Here is a 19,567-nt window from a genome sequence, read left to right as displayed (position 1 = left end):
AACGACATCGGTTAAACCGTTAAGAAGGCGCCTGGTTGAGCGCCCAGCGAAACCGCCTCGGCACGAGCGGGTCCAGGGGGAGTCGTCGTCAGTTGGACAAGGAGCCCCAATGCTCGATGCGCCTCACAGCGCCGCCTCGCCCCGGGAAGTCGCCCCCGCGTCGCGGCTCCGCCTCAAGCCACGCAGCCTGTTCGCCAAGTTCTTTCTGGCGTTCATCCTGGTGGATGCCCTGGGCACCCTGCTGTTCACGCTGCACAGCTACCACCAGGCGCGCGAAGCCAGCAGCCAGAGCATCGATTATCGCTTGATGAGCGCGGCCCTGGCGCTGCCGGAAATTCTCGGCGAGGACTATCTCGCCCAATTGCAGGATCCGGCCCAGGCCGATGCCGACCGCTACCAGCGAACCCTGATCACCCTGGATCGCTATGCCCGCAAGGCCGGACTGGCCTCGCTCTATGCCTTCGTCAAGGAAGGCTCGAGCTTTCGCTTCATCATGGATTCGGCCAACGAGGAGGAAATCCGCGTTGGCTATTTCGGCGACTATCGCCAGCTCTACGATCAGGCACCCCCGGAACTCGCGGCGGTGTTTGTCGATCATCAACCGCGTTTCGCGGAATACCAGGATAACTTTGGCAGTTTCCGTTCCCTGTTCCTGGCCATTCCAGGACAGAACGGGCAAGCAGTCGTCATAGGGGCGGACATGTTCATGGAAGGAATAGCAGCGGCTGAGCAGTCGGCTCTGCTGGATTCGCTGCTCATAGGGGCGCTCATCTTCGCGATGGGCGCTCTGGTCAGCCGGATCTTGGCGGGCGCACTCAATCGCTATCTGGTTCGTCTCGGCCAGGCCACCGAACGCATCGCCGATGGCGACTATCAGCTGGGCCTCAAGGAAGGCCGCGATCCGGTCGGTCGGCTGGGCCGTGCGATGAATCAGATGGGCGCCGCCCTGGCCGCGCGCGAGCGGCGCATCAGCCAACTGGCGTTTCGCGACATGCTCACCCGGCTGCCCAACCAGGTGCGGCTGGTGCTGGAGATTCGCCAGCGCATCGAGCAGGCCGCGGCCGGGCGCTTCGCCGTGCTGCTGCTGGATGTGGCCAACTTCCGCAACATCAACGAATTGCTCGGCCAGGAAGGTGGCGACAAGATCCTGCGCCACCTGGCGCGTCGGCTGAGGGTCGCGGCGCCGGAAGAGAATGGCGTGGCGCGGATCGGCGCCGACACCTTCGTCCTGCTGCTGCCCTGGTTCGACGACGCCGCGGCGGAGGCGGCGCTGCTGTCGCTGCGCAACCTGGTGGAAAAGCCCTTCGTCAGCGGCAACCAGCGGGTGTCGCTGCGCATCACCTTCGGTATCGCCTGCTACCCCGAACATGGCGCCAGCGCCGAGGCCCTGCTGGCCAACGCCGAGACCGCGCTGCAGGATGCGCGCCGGCGCCAGCTGCCCTTCGCCTTCCACGATCCGGACCAGGAACGTCAGCGCCAGCTCAGCATCGCCATGCTCGACGCCCTGGACCTGGCCGTGGACCACGATCAACTGCGCCTCTATCTGCAACCCAAGATCGCGCTACCCGATGGTCGCGTGGAAGGCGCCGAGGTCCTGATCCGCTGGCAGCATCCGGAACTGGGGCTGCTCAAGCCGGACGCCTTCGTCGGCATCGCCGAACAGAGTCGCAAGATCTGCGACATCACCCTCTGGGTGCTGGAGCGCTGCATGCGCCTGCAGCGCGAGCGGCAGCTGGGCGCCCTCAAGCTCAACGTCAATCTGTCGCTGCTGGACCTGGAGCACCCGGCCTTCATCGCCCGCATCGGCCGGCTGCTGGACGAGACCGGTGCCGTCGCCGCCGGCTTCTGCCTGGAGATCACCGAATCCCGCGCCATGAGCAATCCGGTGCAGGTGCTCGACTGCCTGCGCCAGCTCAAGGCCATGGGCTTCGAACTGTCGCTGGATGACTTCGGCGCCGGACATTCCTCGCTCGCCTGCCTGAGCAGCTTTCCCATCGACGAGCTGAAGATCGATCGGCAATTCATCGAACACTGCCAGCTGTCCGGCGATCAGGAGGTGATCAGGCTGCTGGTCCAGCTCGGCCAGTTGCGCGGGTTGCGGGTGGTGGCCGAAGGCGTGGAAACCCCCCAGGCCCTGCAGGTCCTCACCGATCTGGGCTGCGACCAGATCCAGGGCCAGCTGGTGGCCGGCGCTCTGTCGCTGGAAGACTTCCAGCGCTGGTACGCCGAGCAGGAGCAGGGCCACTGGGGGCTCAGGGCGTAGGCGAGGGCTCGGGCCACGCCAGTCCAGGTGTAGCGAGCAAGGGCGGCAGCCGCTCGATCAAGGCATCCAGCACCAGGCGTACCCGCAGGGGTAGCTGGCGCGTGTCGGCCCAGACCGCCTGCAAAGCGATGGGCCGGGCGCGTTCGGCAAAGCTCAGCGCCACCAGCCGACCCTCGCGCAAGGCCGAGGCCACCAGCCAGTTCGGCAGACGCGTGACGCCGAGGCCGCGGCAGGTCGCCAGCAGCATGGCGTCCAGATCGTCCAGCAGGATCCGGGCGGGCGGTCGCACCTCCAGTATCCGGCCCACCGGGTCCTGGAACACCCAACCGGCACCCTCGACACCGCGACTGTAGAGCACGGCCGGCTGCCGGGCGAGTTCATCCAGGGTGCGCGGCTTCCCATGGCGGGCCAGCCACGCGGGAGCCGCACAGACCACCATGAGGTCCTCGCCCAGTCGCCGGCTGCGCAGGCCGGGTGTGTCATCCAGCGGACCACTGCGGATCGCCAGGTCGATGCCTTCTTCGAGCAGGTCCACCTTGCGATCGTTGAAGGACAACTCGAAGTGCAGATCCGGCCAGCGTTCAGCCAGCTCGAGCAGGATGGGCGCCAGACAGCGGCGACCGAGCAGGACCGGCATGCTCAGGCGCAGTCGGCTGCGTGGGGTAGGGCGCCCAGGGGCGAGGTCGTCCTCGACGCCCTCCAGCTCCGCCAGAATGCGCAGGCAGCGCTGATAGAACAGCTCGCCTTCCAGGGTGAGTTTCTGGCTGCGTGTGGTGCGCTGGAACAGGGGGACACCCAACTGCTCTTCCAGGCGGGCGACCGTCTTGCCAACGGCCGAGCGTGACAGGTGCAGCCGTTGAGCCGCGCTGCTGAAGTTGCCTGACTGCACGGCCTGGACAAAGGCGGCGATGCTACCCAGGGAATCTGCTCTGATCATCTCGATTGTCGCGCCTGACTATTCAATGTGGAGAATTTATCGCGCAGCCAGAGCTGGTAGCTATTCAATAAGCTGGGGGACAGCATTCATCGAGGACCTCCCATGCTTCCGTCCACCACCTGGCAATGGCAACTGCACGACTACGGCTCATCCAACCTGCGGCTGGCCGAAGCGCCCCTCTCTCGACCTGGCCCGCATCAGGTCGTGGTGCGGGTAGGGGCGGTATCACTCAATTATCGCGACCGCCTGATCTTGGAGGACGGCATGGGCAGTCCGCTGCGGTTTCCCCTGGTGCCGGGGTCGGATCTGGCCGGTCAGGTCGTGGCCGTGGGTGAAGGGGTGAGCCGGGTCGGCGTTGGCCAGCGAGTGATCAACACCTTCTGGCGTGACTGGCTCGAACAACCCGTGCCCGCTCAGGCAGCCGATGCGGCATTCGGCAGCGCCGACCTGCCTGGGGTACTCAGCCACTATGTCGAGGTGCACGAGGACAATCTCGTCGCCGCGCCGCAGAGCCTGGACGACGGCGCTGCCAGTACCCTGGTGTGCGCCGGTCTGACGGCCTGGCACAGCCTGGTCGAGGTGGGTCGGCTGCAAGCCGGTCAGTGGGTGCTGGTACAGGGCAGCGGTGGCGTCTCGCTGTTCGCCGCGCAGCTGGCGCTCAGCCTGGGCGCCCAGGTGATCCTCACCAGCGCCAGTGCCGACAAGCGTGAGCGGGCGCGGGCCCTGGGCATTCAGCGGGTGATAGATCGCACCCAGCCGGATTGGGCCGAGCAGGCGTGGCAGGCCACGGGCGGACGGGGCGTGGACATTGCCGTGGAGGTGGCGGGTGGCGATCTGGGGCGAACCCTGGAGGCCCTCGCCCCAGGCGGTGTGATCACCGTGGTTGGCGTCCTGGAAGGATTCCAGCTGCAGATTCCCTGCGCCACGCTGTTCGCGAAACGGGCGCGCATCCAGGGCATCGCTGTCGGCAGTCGCCGGGCGCTGGAGGACCTGGTGCGCTGGATCGACCAGGCCGGCATCACGCCGACGCTGGCGGCCGAATACGCCCTGGCCGAACTGCCGGCGGCGCTGGCCCATCTGGAGCGGGGCGCCTTCGGCAAGGTGGTGGTGCGGATGGATTGAGGGCCCGGAAAGCACGAAGCCGCCTGGCGGCGGCTCCGCTAGCGGACCCTGGCGCTTAGAAGCGGTAGGTCAGCTGGGCGCCCAGGCCGTGGGCGCTGTTGTCGTACTTGGCGCTGTAGCCACCGCGCAGGGCATCAGGGGCGCGGTTGACTTTGACGTTGTCTTCCCACAGGTACGCGTAGGCGACGTCGATGGTCATCTCCTTGGTCGGGGACCAACCGGCGCCCAAGGAGAAGGTTTTGCGATCGCCGACCGGGACGCGCACGTTGCGATCGGCGTTGTCCACTGGCGAGGGGTCAAGCGCCATACCTGCGCGCAGCACCCACTGGGGATTCAACTGATAGGAGGCACCCACCGCGTAAGACCAAGTGTCCTTCCAGTTGAATTCTTCGGTAATTTCGCCGAGGCGGTTGCCTAGCACCGGCAGGGTGGGGGTGCCTTCGTTCTCGACGGTGATGGCGTCCAAGCGACTCCAGCGGGTCCAAGTAGCCCCAGCGTAGAGCGTCCAGTCGTTGTTCAGACGATAGTTAAAGGACGCGTCGCTACTTTCCGGGAGAGTAATGTTGAGGTTGGCGTCGTATTTGCCATTAAGCCGTCCCAGGATAGCGTTAAAGGTGGGGTTTGCACTTGCCGCGTCAGTGACCTCAGTGTGGCCCTTGAGCTTGTAGCTGACCTTGGAGTGATAAGTCAGGCCGAAGGTCAGGTCATCGGTGAGGTCCGCAAGTACGCCGACGTTAAAACCATAGGCAGTGTCGTCGCCCTTGATTTTGACCTGCGCATCGCCGCCACCGAACGCGCCAGCGCTTAGGTTGCTGTTGAGCTTGCCTTCAAGACGGTTGATGGTTGGACCGAAGCCAATGGAGACTTTGTCGGTGATCTTGTAGCTGACGGTGGGCTGGATGGTGATCACTTCCACCTTGCTCGCCTGACCCTGGTAGCGGCCCTGGAAGGCGTGCTCGTAATTGCTGATCAGCGCATAGGGAACGTACATGCCTAGACCGAAGTGCAGGCGGTCATCCACTGGAGTTACGAAATAACCAAAGGGCACCACCGAGTTGGGCACCATGTCGCCGTCGTTGCTGCCGGGCACCTGTTGGCCATTGGCATAACGGGCGTTGACGTCCTTGATGTCGACCTTGGCGTGGATGTAGGCGCCACCCAGGGACACCTCGCGGCCCAGGCGCGACATGCCGGCCGGGTTGCCATAGATGGTGGAAGCGTCCTGCGCGGAGGAAGAGCGTCCGGCGAAGGAGGTACCCATCCCGCTGACACTCTGTTCGTTGATGGCCAGACCGTTCGCCAGGGCATAGCCGGAAGCGCTCGAAACGGCCAATGCAAGTAGGGTCAGTTTTATTGTTTTCATGCTCTTGCAGCTCCATTGAAAGGCGAGAAGCGCTTACCTCCGCGGATTCCCAAGTCCGAGTGAGTACCTGCGCACACTCAGCTTTTAGCAGGCCCTGCCTGCGAATACAAAAAAAACTATTCGGTCACGTTTGGTTCGGGGCGGTCATCAGGCGTTCATCCGACGAACCCGCCTGGAAAGCCGCTGAGTGCCACGCTTCCCGGTGTATGACAGGGGCGTCAAGCGGCACCGAAGAAGCGGCCCGGGTAGCTTATACTGTCGGCTCATCTGTTCGGAGTGCGCCCTTGACTTCTGCCCCTCACTGGATCCGCGACGACGCGGCGCTGGCCGCCCTCTGCGCGCGGTGCCAGACCCTGCCCTTCATCGCCCTCGACACCGAATTCATGCGGGTCGACACCTTCTATCCCAAGGCCGGCCTGATCCAGATCGGCGACGGCCAACAGGCCTACCTGGTCGATCCTCTGTGCATCGGTGACTGGACACCCTTCGCCGCGCTGCTGGAGGACCCGGCGGTGGTCAAGGTGCTGCACGCCTGCAGCGAAGACCTGGAAGTGTTGCTGCGCCTGACCGGCAGCCTGCCGCAGCCGCTGTACGACACCCAGCTGGCGGCGGCCTATCTGGGGCTGGCCCATTCCATGGGTTATTCGCGGCTGGTCGGCGAAGTGCTCAATATCGACATCCCCAAGGACGAGACCCGCTCCGACTGGCTGCAACGCCCCCTGACGCCGCTGCAGGAGCGTTACGCGGCGGCCGACGTGACCTATCTGGTCGATGTCTATCTCTATCTCGACGCGCGCCTGGATGACCAGCGGCGATCCTGGCTGCTGGAGGATGGCGCCGAGCTGGTGGCCAATCTGCGCCGCATCAGCGATCCCTGGGAAGCCTATCGCGACGTCAAGCTGGCCTGGCGCCTGTCGCGCCAGCAACTGGCGGTGCTGCGGGTGCTCTGCCACTGGCGCGAGGTCAAGGCCCGCGAGCGCGACCAGCCGCGCAACCATGTCCTGCGTGAACGCTCGCTGTGGCCGCTGGCGCGTTTCCAGCCCACCGACAAGCAGGCCCTGGCGCGCATCGACGACATGCACCCGCGCACCGTGCGCCAGGATGGCGATACCCTGCTGGAACTGATCGCCGAAGGCGCGGCCACCCCGGCTGAGCAATGGCCGGCGCTGCAGGCCGAACCCTTGCCCCATGAGGCGTCGCCGCTGCTCAAGGCCTTGCGCGCCATCGGCGAACGGGATGCCGAGGCCCTGGGCATGGCGCCGGAACTGATGCTGCGCAAGAAGGTGCTCGAAGCCCTGCTGCTCACCGGCTGGCCTGATGGCGACTACCAGCTGCCGGCGAATCTGCGCGGCTGGCGCCGCGAGCGCTTCGGCCAGGCCCTTCTCGATCATCTGCAGGCGCAACGCACCCCGCCGGCGCCCCTGGAAGACACCCCATGAAACTGCTCTGCTCCATCTACCGCAGTCCGCGCAAGCCGGAAATGTACCTCTATGTCGACAAGCTCAAGGGCCTGAAACCCGTCCCCGAGGGCCTGCTCGCAGTCTTCGGCCCGCCGGCGCTGGCCTTTGAGTTCGTGCTGACCCCGGAACGCAAGCTGGCCCGGGAAGACGTCGCCAAGGTCCTCGAGAACATCGCCAAGCAGGGCTATCACCTGCAGATGCCGCCGCCGGAGCTGGAGCGCGATGACTACCTCGAGCACCTGCCTGAGGAGCTGCTGCGGCTCAACGATCCGCTATGACCGCCGTCCTGCTGCTGGAAGACGCGCCGACCGGCTATGTCGATGCCTGGCGCCAATGGGCGCCGGAGCTGGACCTGCAGGTACCGGCGGACCCGGCCGCGGCCGTGCGTCTGGCGCAACAGCCGTGCTTCTGGCTTGGCCAGCCCGCTCGCGCCGCGGCCCTGTTGCGCCAGGGCGTCAAGCCGCTCTGGCTGCAATCGACCTGGGCCGGCTACGCACCGCTGCTGGCGGCGGATCTGCCCTGCGACTATCGCTTCAGCCGGGCGGTGGGCTTGTTCGGCCAGAGCATCGGCGAATACGTCCTGACCTATCTGCTGCAGTTTGAGCGCCAGGTGGCGGCGCGGCAGCTCAGTCAGCAGGAAGGACGCTGGGATACCCGGGCGCCAGGCACCCTGGCCGGGCGGCGGCTGCTGCTGGTCGGGGCAGGGGACATCGGCCAGGACATCGCCCGCCTGTTCGCGCCGTTCGGCATGCTCCTCACCGGCGTCGCCCGCAGTGCGCGGACCTTGCCTGGCTTTGTCCGGGTGGTGCCGCTCGCGGAACTGCGCCAGGCGGCGCGGGATGCGGACTTCGTGGTCAATCTGTTGCCGGACAGCGGCAGCACCCGGGATCTCTACGATGCGGACTTCTTCGCCGCCTTGCCTGCAGGTGCCTTGTTCATCAATGCCGGACGCGGCACCAGCGTGGTGGACGCCGAGCTGATCGCCGCGTTGGAGAGCGGGCGGCTGGCCGGGGCGGTGCTGGACGTGTTCCGTCAGGAGCCGTTGCCGGCCGAGCACCCCTTCTGGCGGACGCCCAACCTGCACCTCACCGCCCATGTCGCCGGACCCACGCCGCCGGCGGCGGCGGTCCGGTTGTTCCTCGACAATCTTCGGTGCCTGCAACAGGGGCAGCCCCTGCGCGGCGCCGTCGACCTGGCCGCTCAGTCGAAGGTATAGGGGCCGGCCACCGCCAGCTCTTCGACGGTCAGGCGTGGACTGGGTAACTCGCGCCCCTGCAGGGACTCCGGCAGGCTGGCCTTGTCGCCCAGCTTGCCGATGGCCACCGCCAGCTCGACCTTGAACGCCGCCGGCACCTTCAACTCACGCTGGATGCCTTCGCGGTCGATCCCGGCCATGCCGTGGGCGTGCCAGCCGGCATTGGTCGCCTGCAGCGCCAGATAGGCCCAGGCCGCACCGGCGTCGAAGCTGTGGCTGGGGAAGGGGACTTCCTCGCCACTGCTGGCGCGCAGCAGGGTAGTCTTCGACAGGATGATCACCAGGGCCGAGGCGTGTTGTGCCCAGCCGCGGTTGAATTCGCTGATCAGCGACAGGAACTGCGCCCAGTGGGCGTCGTCGCGGCGTGCATAGAGGAAGCGCCAGGGCTGGGCGTTGAAGGCTGACGGCGCCCAACGCGCGGCCTCGATGAAGCCGAGCAGTGTCTCTTCCTCGATGGCGACCGGGTCGAAGGCGCGGGGCGACCAGCGCTGGACGAACTGGGAATCGACGGGATACTGGGGCGTACGGCTGCTGCTGGTCATGGCTTCACCACGGGAGGAAAGGGGAGTCCGGCACGGTAATCCGGTCGGGCGGAGTCGACAAGGGCGCGAACGGTGCTTGGCGCTCGCGGCGTGCGGCACTAGACTGCGCGCCCCCTCTCCTTGCCACGATCTCTGCCATGGCCGCCATCACCCAGCCGTTCTGGAAGCGCAAGACCCTCGATCAGCTCGATGCCCAGGAGTGGGAGTCGCTGTGCGACGGCTGTGGCCTGTGCTGCCTGCAGAAACTCGAAGACGAGGACGATGGCGCCGTCTACTACACGCGCATCGCCTGCAAGCTGCTGGATCTCAAGACCTGCCAGTGCAGCCGCTACGCCGAGCGTACCCGCTTCGTTCCCGACTGCATCCAGCTCACGCCGGCCCAGGCCGACCAGTTCGCCTGGCTGCCGCCCACCTGTGGCTATCGCCTGGTGGCCGAAGGCAAGGATCTGCCGGAGTGGCACCCGCTGATCTGCGACGACCGCGAGGCGGTGCACAAGGCCGGCATCTCCCAGTCCGGCCGCATGCTCAGCGAGACCCAGGTCGCCGAAGACGACTGGGAAGACTATCTGATCTTTCGCGCGGGCTGACCCCGGCTTCAGACCACCGCGGGGCTGCTCCGCAGCGGCGCGGTCAGGCCCGTTGCGCGATGGCAGCGTACCTCCGCCCACTCACCTGGCAATAGCGCCTGGGGTCGTTCGCAACCGGCGCCCGCCTGCGGACAGCGATCCCGAAAGAAACAGCCCGTCGGCAGCACCCGGTTGCCCGGCAACTCGGTGCGCTGCGCCGCGGCATCGCCGGTGAGCGGTTGATCCAGCCGCGGCACCGCCTCCAGCAACAGCCGGGTATAGGGGTGGCTGGGCTGCTCCAGCACCTCTGCCGCCGCCCCCAGCTCGACGATCTGCCCCAGGTACATCACCGCCACCCGGTCGGCCAGGTGGCGCACCACCGAGACGTTATGGGAGATCAGCACGAAGGTCAGGCCGCGATCGCGTTGCAGCTGGGCCAGCAGGTTGAGGATCTGGGCCTGTACCGAGATGTCCAGGGCCGAGGTGGGTTCGTCGAGAATGATGACGTCCGGGTCCGACGACAGCGCCCGGGCGATGGCGATGCGCTGACGCTGACCACCGGAAAACTGGTGCGGGTAGCGATCCAGGTATTCGGGACGGATACCGACCTGCAGCGCCAGGCGCTCTGCCAGGGCGCGCAATTCGACAGCGGAGCTGCGACCCCGCACCACCAGCGGCTCGGTGATCAGCTTCCACACCGGCAGGCGCGGATCCAGCGAAGACTGGGGGTCCTGGAAGACGATCTGGATATTGCGCTCGCCACGGGCCGTGCCTCGAAGGGAGCCGCTCACCGGCGCCACCAGCCCCATCAGGACCTGGGCCAGGGTGCTCTTGCCGCAGCCGGACTCACCGAGCACGCCCAGGGTCTCACCGGGAAAGAGCCGCAGGTCGATGCCGTTGAGGGCATGGGCCTGGCCCTTGGTGCGCCCGAGCCAGTCGCGGCCCACCGGATAACGCACCTCGACGCCGCTGAGTTCCAGCAGCGGTACGGCAGGCGGAGCAAGGGTGTTCATGCCGGGGCGTCCTCCGCCTGCAGCCAGCAGGCGCTCAGGTGATCGGGGGTGTCCGTCGGCAGCAGCGCGGGGCGCGTCTCGCAGCGCTCTTGGCGCCGACTGCAACGATCCTTGAAGCTGCAGCCACCAGGCAGCTGGGTCAGGTTGGGCACCTGGCCGGGGATGCTGGCCAGGTCGCTGCCCGGCACCGCCTTTTCCGGCAGGCAGGCCAGCAGGCCCTGGGTATAGGGATGTCGGGGTGCCTGCATGACCGCCGCGGTAGCCCCCTGTTCGACGATGCCGCCGGCGTACATCACATAGACGCGATCGCAGAATTGCGCGACCAGGGCCATGTCATGGGTGATCAGCAGGATGGCGGTGCCCCGGGCCCGCGCCTTCTCGCGCAGCAGGAGCAGCACCTGGCGCTGCACCGTGACGTCCAGTGCGGTGGTCGGCTCATCGGCGATCAGCAGCTGCGGATCGCAGGAGAAGGCCAGGGCTATCATGATGCGCTGGCGCATGCCGCCGGACAGCTCGAAGGGATAGCGTTCGAGGATCTGCTCGGGATCGGCGATGTGCATGTCCTTGAGCAACTCGATTGCCTTGGTGCGAGCCTGGGCGGCATCCAGCGCGGTATGGCGGCGAATCACGTCCAGCAGCTGGCGACCGATGCGCCGCGTCGGATTGAGCGCGGTCATCGGCTCCTGGAAGATCATCGCCGCCTCGCGGCCGCGCACCTCCATCAGCTGGCGCTCGCTCAAGGCGAGCATGTCGTGGCCCACCAGGTTGACGCTGCCGCCGGTGACCCGGTAGCTGCCGGGGGGCAACAGGCCGAGGGTGAGCATGGCGGTGACCGACTTGCCCGAACCGGACTCGCCCACCACGCCGACGATCTCGCCGGGGGCCACACTCAGGCTGACGCCGTTGAGCGCCTTGGCGCTGCTGCGAAAGCCGGGGAATTCCAGATTCAACTGGTCGATGTGCAGAACGGGCTGGCCCATGTCATTTGCCCTTTTGGCGAGGATCGAGCAGATCGCGGATGCCATCGCCCAGCAGGTTGAAACCGATGGCGGTGACCAGGATCGCCAGGCCCGGGAAGGTCGAGTACCACCACTGGTCGAGGATGAAATTGCGGCCGCTGGCGACCATCACGCCCCATTCCGCGGTGGGCGGCTGGGCGCCCAGGCCGATGAAGCCCAGCGCCGAGGCCATGAGGATGGCGTTGCCGATGTCCAGGCTGAATTGCACCAGCAGCGGCGGCATGGCGTTGCGGGCCACGTGCCAGTGCACCAGGTGCCATTTGCCGGCGCCGAAGGTGCGCGCTGCCTGGACGTAGGCCAGCTGGCGGATGCTCAGGGTCTGGCCGCGCGCCAGGCGCACATAGAAGGGAATGCGCACCAGGGTGATGGCCAGCATGGCGTTGAACAGGCTCGGCCCGAGGGCGGCGGCCAGGGCCATGATCAGCACCAGCGAAGGCACCGAGAGGATGATGTCCATCAGGCGCATCGTCAGCCGATCGAAGGCGCCGCCGACGATGCCCGACAGGCAGCCGAGCAGGCCGCCGCTGGCGCAGGCGGCAAAGGCCACGAACAGGCCGACACCCACCGACTGGCGGCTGCCGTAGATCACCCGGCTGAGTAGGTCGCGACCCACCTCGTCGGTGCCGAACCAGTGCAGGGCGCTGGGTGCCTGCAGGCGGGCGGTGAGTTTCAGCGCGTTGGGCTGATAGGGCGCGAGCCAGGGCGCGGCGACCATGCACAGCAGCACCAGCAGGGTGATCACCAGCCCCGTGAGCATCAGCGGATTGCGGCGGATGCGCCAGGCCAGCCAGGCGGTCTGCTCGCGCCAGCGGGGGCGCGCAGCGATCAGGGTCGTCATGCTAGTTCACCTTGCCGATGCGGGGATCGACCAGCCGGTAGAGCAGGTCGATGAAGCGGTTGAGCAGGACGTAGATGAAGGACACCACGATGGCGAAGCCCATGACCGCTGGGAAATCCAGCGCCTGGATCGACTTGACCACATAGGCGCCCATGCCCGGCCAGGCGAACACGGTCTCGGTGAGCACCGCGCCATAGAGCAGGTCGCCGAGCGCCAGGCCGATCACCGTGATGGAGGGAATCAGCGCATTGGGCAGCGCATGGCGCAGCACCACGGTGGTCTGCGACAGGCCATAGGCGCGGGCGGTGCGGATATAGTCCTCGCCCAGCTGTTCGAGCATGGCGCCGCGGATCTGCCGGGTGATGACGCCCAGGTTGACGAAGGCCAGGGTCACCGCCGGCAGCAACAGGTGCCTGGCCGCGCTGACGAAGCCGGTGAGATCGCCCGCCAGCAGGGTATCGATCAGATAGAAGCCGGTCACCGCTGGCGGTGGCGTCAGCCCCTGGTCCAGGCGCCCGCCGCCGGGCAGCCAGCCGAGGTGCCCGTAGAACAGCACGATCAGCCCCAGGCCCAGCCAGAAGGCCGGGGTGGAGATGCCGGCCACCGCCAGGGTACGGCTGATGTGATCGATCCAGCGGTTGTTGTAGACCGCCGAGAGCACGCCCAGGGGCACGCCAATGAGGATCGACAGCAACAGCGCGGCCAGGGCCAGCTCCAGGGTGGCCGGAAAGAACAGCTGCAAGTCTTCCAGCACCGGGCGATGAGTGCGGATCGACTGGCCCAGGTCGCCCTGCAGCAGGTCTCCCATGTAGCGGAAGTATTGCTGGTAGAGCGGCAGGTCCAGGCCCAGTTGCTGACGGATGCCGGCAACGATTTCATCGCTGGCACGCTCGCCGGCGATCAGCCGCGCCGGATCGCCCGGGATCAGGTGGGAGATGACGAAGGTGATCAGGGACACCCCGATCACCACGATGAGGATATCGGTCAGCTGCTTGCGCAGCAGATGGAAGAAGGCCATGGCATACCTCGCGAGGCGGGTGCCGGAGCGCGCCGGCACCCGTCGCCCTTACTTGGACATCGCAGCGAAATCGAAGACCTGTTCGAGCATGGGGTTGAACACGTACCCCTTGACCGCGGCGCGCATCGGCACCGTGTAGGCCTTCTGGTAGATGTAGGCGTAGGCGGCGTCGCCCACCACGATCTTCTGGGCCTCCTGGTACAGCGCCTTGCGCTGGGCCACGTCGCTGACGCTGGCGGCGTCGCGCAGCAGCTGGTCCACCTTGGGATTGCTGTAGAAGGCGCGGTTGCCCGCCAGTCCCGCATTAGTGCTGTCGAACCAGAAGTTCATGAACATGTAGGGGTCGGCGAAGTCCGGACTCCAGTTGCCGATGGCGACATCGAAGTCGCCCTTGCCCAGGCGTTCGCGGAAGGTGGCGTTGGCCAGCTTCTCCATCTTCAGGTTGACGCCCAGGGTGCCCAGGCCCGCCTGCAGGGTCAGGCCGATGGGTTCCCAGGCCGGATCCTTGTCCGAGTAGAGGAATTGCAGCTCCCGCACCTTGGGCGCCTTGCCCAGGGCGGCCTGGGCCGCTTCCAGGTCCTGCCTGGGCATTGGCAGGCTTGGATCATGGCCCCACATGCCGTCCGGGATCGGGCCGTTCATGAGCTTGGCCTTGCCCATGGCGATGCCTTCGACGATGCCCTGGTAGTCGAGGGAGTCGACCACGGCCTTGCGCGCGTTGACGTCGTTCAGGGGCGCGCGCCTGTTGTTGAGGTAGAGGTAGGTCACCCGCAGCGAGGGGTAGGCGGTGGTGACGAAGCCGGACTTCTGCGCCAGCGCCTTGACCTGGTCTTCGGGCAGGTCCTCGATGATGTCCAGGTCGCCCTGTTCCAGTTGCAGGCGCCGTACCGAAGGCTCGGCGATGATGCGGATGACCACCTGCTTGAGCGTGGGGGCCTGGCCGGCGTAGTGCGGGTTGGGCTCCAGGGTCAGCGACTGGCCCTTCTGCCAGGCGGCCAGGCGATAGGCGCCGGAGCCGGCGGTATGGCCGGCCAGCCAGGCGTCCACGTCCTTGCCGTGGGTGCTGGCCACCTTGGGGTTGATCACGCTGGCGCCATCGTGGGCCAGGGCGAAGAGGAAGGGCGCGAAGGGCTTCTGCAGGGTGAATCTGATCGTCTGCGGATCCACCACGGTCACCGTCATGTCCGCCGGGAAAATGCTGGACGGGCCCTGCTTGAGCTTCATCAGGCGCTCGACGGAGAACTTGACCGCCTCGGCGGTGACCTCGCTGCCATCGTCGAACTTGTTGCCGGGCTTGAGGGTGAAGGTCCACACCAGGTTGTCGGGGGAGACGGTCCAGCCGCTGGCCAGGTCGCCTTCGACGTCGGTGCTGCCCTTGCCGTCTTCCACCTTGTAGCGCATCAGGCGCTGGTAGGCCGGGTAGGTCACGGTCCAGTCGTTGTTGTCGAAGGTCACGCCCGGATCGACGGTCTGCAGATCCGCAGGCTTGCCGATGACCAGGGTGTCGGTCGCGGTGGCGGCGCTGGCCGGTTGCCAGGCGCCGAGGCCCAGCAAGGAAACCAGGGCGAGCACGCGGGACGCCGATGAAACGTGGGTGCGCGAAGACGAGAACATGCCGGTACCTCGGATTGTTTGGGTTTGTAAGAGCCTGTTCAAAGTCTCGCGAGCTAGAGCCAAACAAGGTGAAAAGGGCTGAGGAAGCGGAGTTTGCGAGTGGTAAATGAGCATTCCGAAGCCATTTTCAACGCGGTTTGGCCGACGCACAGCAGCCTTTGGGCAGGCTCTAAGGGTGTTTCGGCAGTGAGCAAGGCGGTCGAGCAAAGAGCTCGCGGCGCCGGATTCGAATGACCCGGTCGCCGGCAGGATCAGTTCAGCAGGGCGGCGAGCTCCTCCTGACTGAGATGGTGGTAGTCGATCAGCGCATAACGACGGGCGTCGGGCAGTTCGAAGTGCCACCACTCGCTGGGGATGAAGGTAAAGCCGGCGCTCTGCATGATGCCCAGCAGCAGCAGGCGGTTGCGCTGGGCGGCGGCGGGCAGTGCCGGATTGAACAGGTGCGACAGCTCGCGCATGTCGTCGAAGCCGGTACCCATGTCCAGCGGCTCACCGGCCTCGTCGAGCAGGGTCACGTCCACGGCCACGCCGCGGCTGTGGTGCGAACCCTGCGCCGGATCGCTCACGTACTGGGCGTCGGGCAGCACCCGCCACAGCAGTTGCTGTGCATAGGGCGGGCGGTAGGCATCCAGCACCTGCAGGCGCAGACCGGCCTGTTGCGCCAGCGCGCTGGCGCGGTGCAGGCGGACGGCGGCATCCCGGTGCAGCAGGCAGTGGGCGTCCTGGTAGAGCACCTTGCCGGCCAGGTTGTCGGCGGTCGCATAGACCAGGTGGATGGCTACGCCGTAGTGGTCGGCGTCGATCTCGACGAGTTCTGGATGGTTCACGGTACGGGGTGCTTCCTTGGGGTGAAGAAGAGGGCCAGGGCTCATTCGAATTGCCCGAAGCGCTGCTGCAGGGCGCGGTTGCTGGCCAGACGCTGTTCCAGGGCATCGCCCGAGCGATCCGCCACCGCCGACACCAGCAGGTTCAGCAGGCAGGCCAGCGGCGCCAGGGAGTCCCAGAACTGGTTGACTTCCAGCCGCAGTTGCAGCAGGTCGGCGGGGTAATCCCGCGCCCAGGGGCAGTGGTAGTCGGTGATCAGCGCCATGGGCAGCCTGGCATCGCGAGCGCTCTCGCAGAGCTTGCGGGTCACGCTGGAATAGGCGCGAAAGTCGGCCACCACCAGGTAGGGCTGGGCGAAGCCGCTGTTGAAGATGTCGGCGTAGGTGCCCGCCAGGCCGTCGACGTAGAAGGCCTTGGGGCGGATGTATTCCAGCAGGCTGTGAAAACTGCCGAGCACCCCGCGGGTGGTCTGGATACCGGCGATGAACACGGCATCGGCGCCGGTCAGCTGCCGGACCACCTGTTCGAACACCGGGCCACGGGCCAGCTGGTAGACGTCCTCGATGGCGGCGAGCTCGGCGGCCAGGGAGCGGTCCAGGGCGTCGCTGCGTCCGCTCTGCTGGCGAAAGGCACTGAAGCGGTCGGTGATGCGCCAGGCTTCCAGGCCTTCGTCTCTCAGGCTCTGCTTGACGTCGTCGAGGTTGCGATAGCCCAGCGAGCGCAGCAGCCGGCCCACGGAAATGCCGGTGGTGTTGGTGCGCTGGGCGATGCTGTCGGCGGTCTCGAAGGGCAGCTTCTCCGGATTGGCCAACAGGTAGCCCGCGACGCGTTTGCCGGTGGGCGTTAGGTCGGCGAAGGCACCTTCGAGGGCTTGGAAGAACAGCGGCTTGGTCAAGGTGTGGATCCGCAATGTTATCGAGCTGTCATTAGAAGCTCCGTTGTTCGAAAGCTAACATTGCTTTTCCAGGCGTCGCAAGAGGTCGCACGCCGGTTGTCACCGAGGTGTCGCAAAGCGGATTCAGGGGTCGCTACGAGATAAGCCAATCGGGGCTGAATGGCCTGGAGGAAGGTAGCGGCGTCCCGGACGAGACGCCGCGCTACAGCCGGAGGTCAGCCCAGCGGCGACTCCATGTGCGAGGTGCGCTCGACGGCGCCATAGTGATCGCCGACCGCGTGGGCGCGTTCCAGCAGCACCTTCAGCTCGGCCAGGTCCTGGGCGATGCGGGTACCGGGGTCGCGACGCAGCAGGCGGGCGAACAGATGGCCGAGGCGCCCGGCTGGCGGCTCGTAGGCCATGACTGCCGTCACCTCGGTGCCACCGGGCACATCGGCGAAGCTGACCCAACCCAGGTTGTTAAGGCCGGCGTAACCGCAGGAGCGCCAGCCGATCAGCCGACCCGGTACGTCGTCGGTGACTTCGGCGTCCCACTCGAAACGCCCCATGGGCGCCTTGACCACCCAGTGGGAATAGCGGTCGTTGAGCACGTCCACGCGTTCGATATGGCGCATGAAGATCGGCAGGTTGGAGAAGTCGCGCCAGAAGCGATAGAGCTCATCGCGAGGGCGGGCGATGACGATCCGGCGGGTCTGGGAGGCTGCCGAATGCCAGGCCAGCGAACGGCGGACGTCGCGCTCGAAACGCACCTTGGTCAGGGTGCTCTTGATCGAGCAGTGACCGCGCAGGCCGCGTTTCAGCAGCCAAGCGCCAGTGGCGCCGGTCAGCAGGCCGAGCAGACCGCCACGCGCCAGGCCGCGGCTGATCAGCAGGCCACCGCCGGCCACGGAGGCCAGGCGTTCGACGCCCTTGATGGTAGCCGCGTCGCGAGGCGGAGGAGCGAGAGTGGGAGTGGGGGCATCTAGGTGCATGGCAGATTCTCCTTTAGCTGTGGAAAAGACCTGCCCAGAGCCCCCGCCGTTCCCTAGCCGGTCAGGCCCAGTACCCGGAAGACGAAGGCATATTCCAGGGCCACGTCGCGCAGGGCCTGGTAACGGCCGCTCATGCCGCCGTGGCCGGCGCCGAATTCGGTCTTGAGCAGGAGCAGGGGCGCCTGATCGGTCCGCCGCTCGCGCAGCCGCGCCACCCACTTGGCGGCTTCCCAGTACTGCACCCGGGTGTCGTGATAGCCGGCCACCGCCAGGATGGCCGGATAGGCCTGGGCCTTGACGTTTTCGTAGGGCGCGTAGCTGGCGATGCGCGCGCGCACCTCGGGTTCGTTCGGATCGCCCCACTCGTCGTACTCGGTCACGGTCAGCGGCAGGTCCGGCTTGAGCATGGTGTTGAGCACATCGACGAAGGGCACCTCGGCAATGGCGGCGGCATAGAGGTCCGGACGCTGGTTGAGCACCGCACCGATCAGCAGACCGCCGGCACTGCCGCCGCTGATGACCACCTGTTGCGGCGTCGTCAGACCCTGTTCCAGCAGATGCTCGGTGCAGGCGATGAAGTCGTCGAAGGTGTTCTGCTTGTGTTCCAGCTTGCCGCTGCGATACCAGGCTTCACCCAGCTCGCCGCCGCCGCGCACATGGGCGATGGCGAAGCGCACGCCACGATCCAGAAGGCTCAGGCGGGCATGGGAGAACCAGGGATCGAGACTGTGGCCATAGGCGCCGTAGCCATACAGATAGAGCGGGGCGCTTTGCGGCAGGTCGCGCCGACCGACCAGGCTGATGGGGATGCGGGTGCCATCGGCGGCGATGGCCCACAGGCGGCGGCTTTCATAGGCATCGGCGTCGAACGGACCTTCCACCGGCACCTGCTTGAGCACCCGCTGGGTACCGCTGGCAAGGTCCAGTTCGCGGATCTCGGCGGGGCGATTGAGCGCTTCGTAGCGCAGGCGCATGACCGGACTGTTGAATTCCAGCACGTCCATGGCATCGAGGCTGTAGACCTCGTCCGGCAGGTCGACCCGATAGGGCGCCTGGCCGTAGGGCCGCACCTCTAGAATCGGCAGGCCGGCGGTGCGCAGGCTCAGCACCAGCGCCTGGGCGCCGAGACTGGCATCCTCCAGCATCACCTGCGGGTCATGGGGCACCACCGGCTGCCAGTGCGCGCGCGTGGGGCTGTCCTCGGCGGCCTGATAGAGCGCGAAGTTGATGCCGTCCTGATTGCTGCGGATGTACCAGCCATCGACGCCATGATCGGGGAAGTACTCATGACCTTCCTCGCGGGGCGCCAGGCAGACAAAGGCCTCGTCCGGCCGATCCGCGTCCAGTACCCAGGCTTCGCTGGTGGTCTTGCTGTGCGACAGCAGCAGCAGCTTGCGCTCGGAGCTCGAACGATAGCAGCCGAGGAAGAAGCGCCCGTCGGTCTCGTGGAAGACCAATTGCGGCTCGGCATCGCCCAGGTGGTAGCGATAGAGCTTGTGCGGACGATGGGATTCGTCGCGCTCGCCAAAGAACAGGGTGCGGCTGTCGTTGGCCCAGGTCAGGCTGCCGTCGCACTCCTCGAAGGGCAGTTCGGTCACCATGCCGGTGGCCAGCTCCTTCACATAGAGCCGGTAGGTCTCGTCACCGACCTGGTCGAGGCTGTAGGCGAGGCGGGTCTGGTCCGGGCTGATGGTGAAGCGGCCGACCGAAAGAAAGCCGCCGTCGGCGATGGCATTGCCGTCGAACAGCAGCTCCTCGGTCGCCGGATCGGGCGTCAGGTCGCCATTGGCGGGGCGACGGCAGCGATAGTTGCGGCCGTATTCGTCGCCGGCCTGGGTGCGCTGGTAGTAGAGATAGTCGTCGCGG

General features: G+C 66.6%; 18 protein-coding genes. 6 read left to right on the top strand and 12 right to left on the bottom strand.

From position 1 onward, the window contains the following. The first annotated feature begins 109 nt into the window (after window positions 1-109). Window positions 110-2,263 (top strand): bifunctional diguanylate cyclase/phosphodiesterase, encoded by a 2,154-nt coding sequence (locus tag GSQ95_RS13770; RefSeq protein ID WP_158895425.1) that lies wholly within the window; start codon window positions 110-112, stop codon window positions 2,261-2,263. On the opposite strand, the gene GSQ95_RS13765 is transcribed toward GSQ95_RS13770, so the two are convergent. Beyond that, window positions 2,253-3,200: a LysR family transcriptional regulator gene (locus GSQ95_RS13765; RefSeq protein WP_158895422.1), complete on the bottom strand. Its 948-nt coding sequence runs from the start codon at window positions 3,198-3,200 to the stop codon at window positions 2,253-2,255. The two genes, GSQ95_RS13770 and GSQ95_RS13765, sit on opposite strands and share 11 nt — an antisense overlap. 102 nt (window positions 3,201-3,302) lie before the next feature. On the opposite strand from GSQ95_RS13765, the gene GSQ95_RS13760 reads away from it, so the two are divergent. After that, complete coding sequence (locus GSQ95_RS13760; protein WP_158895420.1) at window positions 3,303-4,322, top strand: NAD(P)-dependent alcohol dehydrogenase; 1,020 nt, start codon at window positions 3,303-3,305, stop codon at window positions 4,320-4,322. Between the two features lie 55 nt (window positions 4,323-4,377). Here GSQ95_RS13760 and GSQ95_RS13755 read toward each other — a convergent pair whose 3' ends face one another. Then, the gene (locus GSQ95_RS13755; protein WP_158895418.1) at window positions 4,378-5,685 is read right to left on the bottom strand and encodes an OmpP1/FadL family transporter; all 1,308 of its coding nucleotides are present in this window, start codon (window positions 5,683-5,685) and stop codon (window positions 4,378-4,380) included. Between the two features lie 284 nt (window positions 5,686-5,969). On the opposite strand from GSQ95_RS13755, the gene rnd reads away from it, so the two are divergent. The 3 genes from rnd to GSQ95_RS13740 are packed head-to-tail and all read left to right on the top strand — an operon-like array spanning window position 5,970 to window position 8,361. Then, entirely contained in the window at window positions 5,970-7,124 is a 1,155-nt protein-coding gene (rnd, locus tag GSQ95_RS13750) for a ribonuclease D (RefSeq protein WP_158895416.1), read from the top strand. Next, entirely contained in the window at window positions 7,121-7,423 is a 303-nt protein-coding gene (locus tag GSQ95_RS13745) for a YcgL domain-containing protein (protein ID WP_158895414.1), read from the top strand. The genes rnd and GSQ95_RS13745 overlap by 4 nt, the downstream gene beginning before the upstream one ends. After that, complete coding sequence (locus GSQ95_RS13740; protein ID WP_158895412.1) at window positions 7,420-8,361, top strand: D-2-hydroxyacid dehydrogenase; 942 nt, start codon at window positions 7,420-7,422, stop codon at window positions 8,359-8,361. The genes GSQ95_RS13745 and GSQ95_RS13740 overlap by 4 nt, the downstream gene beginning before the upstream one ends. On the opposite strand, the gene GSQ95_RS13735 is transcribed toward GSQ95_RS13740, so the two are convergent. Next, window positions 8,346-8,942: a nitroreductase family protein gene (locus GSQ95_RS13735; protein WP_158895410.1), complete on the bottom strand. Its 597-nt coding sequence runs from the start codon at window positions 8,940-8,942 to the stop codon at window positions 8,346-8,348. The two genes, GSQ95_RS13740 and GSQ95_RS13735, sit on opposite strands and share 16 nt — an antisense overlap. Before the next feature lie 137 nt (window positions 8,943-9,079). On the opposite strand from GSQ95_RS13735, the gene GSQ95_RS13730 reads away from it, so the two are divergent. Further along, window positions 9,080-9,529, top strand: coding sequence for a YcgN family cysteine cluster protein (locus GSQ95_RS13730; RefSeq protein ID WP_058762427.1), 450 nt, complete (start codon window positions 9,080-9,082; stop codon window positions 9,527-9,529). Between the two features lie 8 nt (window positions 9,530-9,537). Here the strand turns inward: GSQ95_RS13730 and GSQ95_RS13725 are convergent, their stop codons facing one another. The 9 genes from GSQ95_RS13725 to GSQ95_RS13685 all read right to left on the bottom strand — a co-directional run. After that, on the bottom strand, window positions 9,538-10,521 hold the full coding sequence (locus GSQ95_RS13725) for an oligopeptide/dipeptide ABC transporter ATP-binding protein (protein ID WP_158895408.1): 984 nt from the start codon (window positions 10,519-10,521) through the stop codon (window positions 9,538-9,540). Then, window positions 10,518-11,501 carry an ABC transporter ATP-binding protein gene (locus GSQ95_RS13720; protein WP_158895406.1) on the bottom strand — a complete coding sequence of 328 codons (984 nt, stop codon included), beginning with the start codon at window positions 11,499-11,501 and terminating at the stop codon, window positions 10,518-10,520. The genes GSQ95_RS13725 and GSQ95_RS13720 overlap by 4 nt, the downstream gene beginning before the upstream one ends. Before the next feature lies 1 nt (window position 11,502). Then, window positions 11,503-12,378, bottom strand: a complete 876-nt coding sequence (gene ddpC, locus GSQ95_RS13715; RefSeq protein WP_158895404.1) for a D,D-dipeptide ABC transporter permease — start codon at window positions 12,376-12,378, stop codon at window positions 11,503-11,505. Window position 12,379: 1 nt separating this feature from the next. Further along, the gene (locus tag GSQ95_RS13710; protein ID WP_133859634.1) at window positions 12,380-13,396 is read right to left on the bottom strand and encodes an ABC transporter permease; all 1,017 of its coding nucleotides are present in this window, start codon (window positions 13,394-13,396) and stop codon (window positions 12,380-12,382) included. Between the two features lie 48 nt (window positions 13,397-13,444). After that, window positions 13,445-15,010: an ABC transporter substrate-binding protein gene (locus GSQ95_RS13705; RefSeq protein WP_158895402.1), complete on the bottom strand. Its 1,566-nt coding sequence runs from the start codon at window positions 15,008-15,010 to the stop codon at window positions 13,445-13,447. A gap of 251 nt (window positions 15,011-15,261) precedes the next feature. Continuing rightward, window positions 15,262-15,837, bottom strand: a complete 576-nt coding sequence (gene ddpX / locus GSQ95_RS13700; RefSeq protein ID WP_158895400.1) for a D-alanyl-D-alanine dipeptidase — start codon at window positions 15,835-15,837, stop codon at window positions 15,262-15,264. A gap of 41 nt (window positions 15,838-15,878) precedes the next feature. Beyond that, entirely contained in the window at window positions 15,879-16,730 is an 852-nt protein-coding gene (locus GSQ95_RS13695; protein WP_158895398.1) for a MurR/RpiR family transcriptional regulator, read from the bottom strand. A 215-nt stretch (window positions 16,731-16,945) separates the two neighbouring features. Further along, window positions 16,946-17,701 (bottom strand): SRPBCC family protein, encoded by a 756-nt coding sequence (locus GSQ95_RS13690; protein WP_158895396.1) that lies wholly within the window; start codon window positions 17,699-17,701, stop codon window positions 16,946-16,948. A gap of 53 nt (window positions 17,702-17,754) precedes the next feature. Next, window positions 17,755-19,567, bottom strand: a 1,813-nt coding sequence (locus GSQ95_RS13685; RefSeq protein WP_158973828.1) for a S9 family peptidase, incomplete at its 5' end; no start/stop codon positions are given.

The organism is Pseudomonas sp. BAV 4579, assembly GCF_009765395.1.
Lineage (GTDB): Bacteria > Pseudomonadota > Gammaproteobacteria > Pseudomonadales > Pseudomonadaceae > Chryseomonas > Chryseomonas aestiva.
The sequence above is the reverse complement of the archived record's forward strand: the minus strand, read 5'-3'. Positions and strand labels throughout refer to the sequence as shown.

Bases quoted from the DNA above. Each gene is read 5' to 3' on its own strand.
- GSQ95_RS13770 (WP_158895425.1), top strand. From the start codon at position 110: ATGCTCGATGCGCCTCACAGCGCCGCCTCGCCCCGGGAAGTCGCCCCC.
- GSQ95_RS13765 (WP_158895422.1), bottom strand. From the start codon at position 3,200: ATGATCAGAGCAGATTCCCTGGGTAGCATCGCCGCCTTTGTCCAGGCC.
- GSQ95_RS13760 (WP_158895420.1), top strand. From the start codon at position 3,303: ATGCTTCCGTCCACCACCTGGCAATGGCAACTGCACGACTACGGCTCA.
- GSQ95_RS13755 (WP_158895418.1), bottom strand. From the start codon at position 5,685: ATGAAAACAATAAAACTGACCCTACTTGCATTGGCCGTTTCGAGCGCT.
- GSQ95_RS13745 (WP_158895414.1), top strand. From the start codon at position 7,121: ATGAAACTGCTCTGCTCCATCTACCGCAGTCCGCGCAAGCCGGAAATG.
- GSQ95_RS13740 (WP_158895412.1), top strand. From the start codon at position 7,420: ATGACCGCCGTCCTGCTGCTGGAAGACGCGCCGACCGGCTATGTCGAT.
- GSQ95_RS13735 (WP_158895410.1), bottom strand. From the start codon at position 8,942: ATGACCAGCAGCAGCCGTACGCCCCAGTATCCCGTCGATTCCCAGTTC.
- GSQ95_RS13730 (WP_058762427.1), top strand. From the start codon at position 9,080: ATGGCCGCCATCACCCAGCCGTTCTGGAAGCGCAAGACCCTCGATCAG.
- GSQ95_RS13725 (WP_158895408.1), bottom strand. From the start codon at position 10,521: ATGAACACCCTTGCTCCGCCTGCCGTACCGCTGCTGGAACTCAGCGGC.
- GSQ95_RS13720 (WP_158895406.1), bottom strand. From the start codon at position 11,501: ATGGGCCAGCCCGTTCTGCACATCGACCAGTTGAATCTGGAATTCCCC.
- ddpC (WP_158895404.1), bottom strand. From the start codon at position 12,378: ATGACGACCCTGATCGCTGCGCGCCCCCGCTGGCGCGAGCAGACCGCC.
- GSQ95_RS13710 (WP_133859634.1), bottom strand. From the start codon at position 13,396: ATGGCCTTCTTCCATCTGCTGCGCAAGCAGCTGACCGATATCCTCATC.
- GSQ95_RS13705 (WP_158895402.1), bottom strand. From the start codon at position 15,010: ATGTTCTCGTCTTCGCGCACCCACGTTTCATCGGCGTCCCGCGTGCTC.
- GSQ95_RS13690 (WP_158895396.1), bottom strand. From the start codon at position 17,701: ATGCACCTAGATGCCCCCACTCCCACTCTCGCTCCTCCGCCTCGCGAC.